The sequence below is a fragment of the Saccharibacter floricola DSM 15669 genome (genome assembly GCF_000378165.1).
Classification (GTDB): domain Bacteria; phylum Pseudomonadota; class Alphaproteobacteria; order Acetobacterales; family Acetobacteraceae; genus Saccharibacter; species Saccharibacter floricola.
Genome location: NZ_KB899353.1, coordinates 1 through 7171 on the forward strand (window position 1 = coordinate 1; position 7171 = coordinate 7171).

The 7171-nt window shown below is 45.6% G+C and carries 2 protein-coding genes; both read left to right on the top strand.

Annotated features, from left to right (window positions below):
• Positions 1 to 325 (top strand): hypothetical protein (locus F457_RS14150; RefSeq protein WP_211209053.1); only part of this gene is annotated, 325 nt, incomplete at its 5' end.
• On the top strand, positions 264 to 7171 hold a 6908-nt coding region (locus F457_RS13095), incomplete at its 3' end, for a beta strand repeat-containing protein (RefSeq protein ID WP_211209054.1). The genes F457_RS14150 and F457_RS13095, both read left to right, overlap by 62 nt.

Sequence of the window (7171 nt, forward strand, 5' to 3'; positions counted from 1 at the left end):
CAAAGTGGCCAAAGTGGCCAAAGTGGCCAAAGTGGCCAAAGTGGCCAAAGTGGCCAAAGTGGCCAAAGTGGCCAAAGTGGCCAAAGTGGCCAAAGAAGTAGTTGTAGTTGTAGTTGTATCTGCTCTTATTCATTCCAATATAGATTGGAATATATTGGCAGAAAAATTGTCTTCAAGACAAAAATATGTCTGTCCTTATTGGAGAAGATTTCGTCATGAAAATCGCCCCTTTGTTCCGTTCTCTATTGTTGAGCAGCGTATCAATGGTCTTTGTAGATATTGGTTATGCTGCAGATGGAGGCGGTCAGTATGTTGTGGGGGCTGATAATACGGATTCTACCGTACAAGGTGCCGTTAATGGTCCTGTTTCTTTAGTAAAAAATGGAAGCGGTACTGTTACCGTTACAGGAAATAACACCTATACTGGTTCAACGACTGTTAATGACGGGACGTTGCTTTTTAACATTGGCCAGCAGTATGTTGACACGAGCTCTGTAACAGTCTCTAGCTATACAGATAGCTACCCTAAGATGGTCGTCGACAACAGCTTGTTTGCTTCAAATGGGAACGTAGCAATTGGTATTGCGCAGGGGTCCTCTGGTGAGTTGTCCATACAAGGGCCCAACAGTAATTTTCAAAGTCAAGGTCAGGCCTTGTTTGTGGTGGGCAATGGTGATCCAAGTTACGGAACAGGGTCGAGTACTAAACCGAGTGTTTTAAGAATTGCTGATGGGGCTCAAGCATCAGCATATGGCGTTGTAGTTGGGAACTATGGCAATACATCGGGGGAAGTGGATGTTGTTGGGCAGGGGTCTACCTTAGTTGCTGGGAGCTATAGCCTGTATATTAATGGTGATGGTCAGGGCACTGTTAATGTTAGAGATGGTGGACAAATCTCTAATAATGGCCAAGTTATTTTTGGATCGGGTTCGGGGACAGGCTTTGCGACATTGAATGTTGGGCCCAACGGCACTCTCGTGGCAGGGGATGTTTCTCCCTCCAGCCCTGGTATTATTTCCAATTTGCCGCCTTCACAGTATCAAATGCTGGTGAATAACGGCACTATCCAGAACTATCAAGGGTTCTCTCTCCATTCAGCGGTTAATATGACGTTGAATGGAACATTGTATGCCAACACTCTCGATCAGCAGACAGAGTTTTCCGGAGTTCTTTCAGGAGCCGGTGGTGTTGATAAGCAGGGTACTGGAACGTTAACACTAAGTGGTAATAATAGCTTTCAGGGTGGCGCTACCGTTGAAGGTGGAAATCTTCTTATTACAGGAAAAAATAGTTATAAAGGAGATACTGTTGTACAGCATGGCTCTATTCAAATAGGGAATGGTGGAAATACAGGGTCTATTAATAATTCTCCTAATATTGTTTTGCAAAATAGTGATGCATCGATTGTTTTTAACCGTTCAGATGCTTTAACAGCTACTCAAAAGATTGCGGGTGCAGGTGGGTTGACCCAGCAGGGGCCTGGGTCACTTCGTCTGACGGGCGATAATGACTATAAAGGTGAGACTTGGGTAAAAGGTGGTACACTGATCGTTAATGGCGACCAGAGTGCGGCAACGGGCGATACGAAGGTTACGAATAGTGGGATACTAGCGGGAACTGGAACGCTTGGTGGTAATGGCTTCATACAAGCAGGAGGGAGGTTAGCTCCTGGTGATGGGGAATATATTGGTTCCCTCAATATCAATAAAAATCTGTCATTTGATCCTCAAGCACATCAAACGTGGCTTGTTGGTCGTGACAGCAAAAATAGTGCGGCTTCAAGTAACTTTATTAATGTCGGTGGGAACTTATCTCTTGCAGGTCCTGTAGATGTGATCGCTACTCCACAAGGGCGTAATATGAAGCCTGATGGCAGTTTGCAAGATGGTATTTATAGAACCTATAATTATAATGGAACATTATCGGTTGATCCGAGTTTTCATTTAGCTACAGCGCAGGGTGTTAATATCAATACGGTTGGTGTGCAAACTTCGGTTCCACATCAGGTCAACCTCATTTCCAATCCTCAGCATCTTTCTTTTTGGGATGTAGTCAATGGTGACGCTGTAGCAGATGGAACGATCCGTGGGGGAACTGGTGTTTGGGCTGCTTCTAATGCGCCGGGTGGCGGTGGCGGTTATGTCTATCCTGATGGCTTTATTTCAACGCAGGGTGGTCCGCGGTTAGCCCCTAATAATGGTGGGTATATCTATCCGACCGTGTATGATGCAGCGAATAATAATTGGACGGATGCTAACGCGCAAAACCATAATGCCTGGGCAACGGGGAAATATGCAGTCTTTGAAGGAAAGTCAGGGAATGTATTTGTACAAAGTAATAAAGATGCTCCTATTTTAGTTGACGGAATGCAGTTTGCTAATACAGATGGTGGTGTATATACTTTAAACGGCGGATCTATTTACGCATCGTCTAATATGTTGACCATTCGTGTTGGTGATGGGTCATCTGTTAGTGGTTCGATTAAAGCGTTGGTGAACTCAACCCTTGATGACAGTATGGTATCAGGAGGGGCAGGATTAACGAAGCTTGATCCTGGAACGCTCATCCTTGGAGCAAACAATAATTACCAAGGCCAAACACTGATTAAAGGCGGGACACTTCAGCTCGGTAATGGGGGGGAGACCGGATCTGTTGGAGCTGGTGAGATTGTTAATGATGGTACATTGGCAGTCAACCGTAGTAATGGGATCACTTTAGGACAAACTATTTCTGGTTCGGGTGATGTGTGGCAGAATGGCTCTGGCACAACAACCTTGATGGGGAATAACTCCTATACGGGTGCTACTCATGTTACGAATGGGACATTGGCGTTGGCCGATTCCGGCGGCATTAGTCAGTCTTCTGGCGTGCGGGTTGATGGTGATTCTGCAAAATTTGATATTTCTTCTTTGAATAATCGTGGAACGTCTATTCAAACGTTGAGTGGGCAGGGACAGGTTATTCTTGGTGGGAATGATTTAACGATTACAAATGGCAACCGTACGGTAAATACTGTATATAAAGATGATGGTGAAACCATTAATGTAACCTCCAATACCTATAGTGGGGAGGGTAATGATAATACGGTCTATATTGACAGTAACGGTAAAGTTATCCCTAAAAGTCAGTATAATGCAGATAATGGTGATAGAATTGTTGATCTGAATAAAGATGGTTCTGTTATCGTAGGCAATCGATTTAACGGCTCTATTTCTGGTTCTGGTGGTGTTAATATCACCGGTGGTCAGGAGATTTTCTCTGGACAAAATACTTTTTCAGGAAGGATGTCTGTTTCCTCGGGAGCAGGTCTTATCTTAACAGGCTCTCTTCAAGGAGGAGCGGTTGATCCCAATCAAGGGGGGCTGTACAACCAAGGTACTGTTACGGTTAATGGCGGGACGATTTCCGGTAAAAGCATTAATGATAACGCTAATGCGGTTCTGACGGGTATTAATCACAGTACTTTTGGTGATATTGAGAACAATTCTGGGAAACTGATTTTAAGTCAGAGTACAGCTAATAGTCTTAAAAATAATAGTTCTGCCTTAATTGATGGCTCTACGATTAATGGGGTTCTTGATTCGGGAAGCAATGGTAGTTTTGAGGTTTCGTCAAATAATGCTACTGTTGGTTCGTTAACAGGAGCTGGAACAGGGAAACTCGATGGTAATTTGAGTGTCGAAAATGCTCAAGGCACGTATTCCGGTTCGATGGATGGTGCGGGAAGCTTTACGGTTAACAACGGTAAGCAAATACTGACAGGCGATAGTAACTATACGGGACTTACCATTATCGGAAAGAACGCCATTGTACAGTATGGAGATGGTGGCACAACTGGCCGTATTAAGGGAATATTTCCTAACACAAATCCTCAGATCCGTGATGATGGGCAGCTGATCATTAATCATAGTAACCTAGTACAGGGGACGTCGGGTATTTTCGGTTCTGGGTCCTTACAACAGGTTGGTACCGGTACGACTGTTCTAACGGGAAATAACTCCTATACGGGGGGAACGACTGTTACCAACGGAACGTTGCAGGTTGACGGTGATCAGAGCCCTGCTAGCGGCGATACGGTTGTGCAGTCTGGGGCTAACCTTGCTGGTAGCGGTATTTTGGGGGGTAATGTTTATCTCCAAAAAGGTGCAACTTTGTCTCCAGGTGATGCGCCGGGGACAATTGGTGCTTTTACCATTCGAGGTAGTTTGACCGAAGAAAATGGTTCAAAGCAAAAATGGGATATTGGCCAGATTGGGACTGCTGGTGGCGCCTATAATGACTATGTGGATGCCAAAGGTGATTTAACACTCGGAGGCCAATTGGTTGTGAACGCCAATCTGAACGGTCCCAGTGTGGATAATGGTGTATTGGAGCCAGGGGTTTATCGGCTTTACAGTTACGGCGGAAAGCTATCTGACAATGGTCTGACGATTGATAAAGGGAATCTGAGCATTCCCGATGGATATACGGGGGAATATCTTACTTTACAGAAATTGTCGGTTCCCAATCAGGTTAATATTGTCGCTGATGCTAAAAACCTGAACTTCTGGGATGGTGGCAATCCGGCACATCATGGAGACAATCCTTCCGTCGGTAATGGTGTCGTTGATGGCGGTGATGGGGAATGGATTGCTCATACTGGTAATAATTGGACATCAGTATCTGGTTACTCAAATACAGGGTGGCTTCTAGGTGGGCGTGCCATTTTCACCAACACACCTGGTACTGTAACTGTAAAAGATCATAACGTTTTAGGAGCGTTCGATCCTGTCACGACAATCGGGATGCAGTTTATTGGTGGTGATGCTCAAAACCATTACAAGATCATAGGCGATGATCTTTTTGTGACGAACAAGAATACAACTATTCGTGTTGGTGATGGCACAATAGCCAGTAAAGATATGGTTGCTGAGATTGGTTCTGTTCTCAATGATAGTCAGGTTGCTGGTGGGGGAGCGTTAACGAAGAGCGACTTGGGAACACTCATCTTAGCAGGAGATAATGCTTATAGGGGAGGTACCACGATTGACGCGGGAACGCTTCAATTGGGGAATGGTGGCTCATCCGGTTGGGCCGGTTCTGGAGATATTACCAATAATGGTGTTCTTGCGGTTAATCGCTCTGATGATGTGAATTTCACACAGAAAATTTCTGGTTCAGGTTCTTTCGTGCAGATGGGAGGCAATGGTAGCCATACGACCTTGAGCGCTCAGGAGCGTTATACAGGAAGCACGACTATCCAGAATGGTACGCTCAAATTAGCGGGCGAAGGGTCTATTGCCTCATCTTCAGGGGTCATGAGCAGTGCTACGGGACATTTTGATATTGCAGGTATTTCAGCATCTGGGACGTCTGTGACCACGTTAGGTGGGCAAGGAGGCGTGAACCTAGGTGATAAAAACCTGACATTAGCGAATGCTAACCGTACAATCCGGGTGCAGTTGCTTGATAGTCAAAATGTGAGACGCTCGGTTGATATTTCTGATAATAGCTACACAGGCCCAAATGGTAATCACCTCATTTACACCGACGCGGATGGTAAGGGGATTGCGTCTAACGCGTATGATCCCAATAAGGGTGACCTTGTCTTTGATCTTTCAAAAAATGGGCAGGTGATTACCGATAACCAATATGGTGGTGTTATTGCGGGAAGCGGTGGCCTAACCCTTGCCAGTGGAACGGAAATACTTAGTGGTGCCAATACCTACAAAGGGATGACACGGGTTACCCAAAATGCGGCGTTGCTTTTGTCAGGCTCCTTACAAGGGGACGTGACGAACGCGGGTGTTGTTGATGTTAATGGTGGTTCGATTGCTGGGACAACCACAAATAACGGGCCTAATGCTGTTCTCACGGCTGAAAACAATGCCTCTTTAGGTAATATTCTTAATAATGACGGTCGTGTTACGCTTGTTAGTGCGTCTGCTCAAAATGTAACGAACTCGTCTTCAGGCAACTTCAGTGCAGCAGCTGGGCAGTTAGAAAGCCTGACAAATGCTGGCACAGCATTATTAACAAATGGAAACAATGTTACACAAAATGTTACCAATACAGGTAAGTTAACTTTAGATGGAGACGCTATTGATGGTACATTATACTCTAATGGCGGCTCCTTTACAGTTACCAACAATACAGCGTCTGTTGGGTCATTAGCAGGGAGTGCTCCTGGTACGCTGAATGGGAAGCTTACACTGACGAATGCTCACGATACGTACAGTGGTGTTCTATCAGGGAATAATCAGCAGGTTGACATTAAAAGCGGGACGCAGGTTTTCTCTGGTCAGAATAGTTATACAGGCGACACCTTTATTGGTAACGGCGCGACGCTCCAACTTGGTGATGGGGGAGAAACAGGCTCTGTTGCGAGTGGGACTATCCGTGATGAGGGCAACTTAGTCATTAACCGCAGCAATGATTATTTGCTATCTCAGGCATTATTGGGCGGCGGTAATGTCAAACAGATTGGTGCAGGGCGGACGATCATTACATCGCCTAATGCTTATACGGGTTTCACGTCTATTGAACACGGAAGATTAGCCTTACAAGAGGGTGGTTCGGTCTTACGCTCATCAGGTGTTCATGTGCTCAATGATGGTGTGTTTGATATTTCAGAGATCAAAGCACAGTCTGGCACGTCAGGAGGCGTGCATGGTGGTGTGACCATCCCAGGAGGTACACCAGATGTACAAACCGGGAATGACGGGAAGACGGCGATTGTCCAAGCTCTTGATGGAAATGGTAATATCTTCTTAGGGTCTAAAAACCTTCAAATTTCGAATGCAAATGTGCAGTTTGGGAATAATTATTCAGGAGTTATTTCCGGCACGGGTGATGTCGGCCTAACAGGTGGACAAGAGGTCTTTAGTGGCAAAAATACGTCTTCAGGAGTAACGTCTGTTAGCATGCCTGCATCGTTGACGCTTACGGGCTCTTTGCTGGGCGAAGCAAACAATGCAGGAAGACTGGATGTTAAGGGCGGTTCCATCGCAGGGAAGACTGTTAATAATGGCTCAAATGCGTTCTTAACAGCTGAGAATAATGCTTCCTTTAGTGATATTGTGAATACACAAGGCCGCGTTGCGTTGACGAACGCGACTGCGGGGACAGTGACGAATGCGGCAGGCCAAACCTTTGGTGCTTCAGGGGGTAAGCTTGCGAGTGTCACGAATAG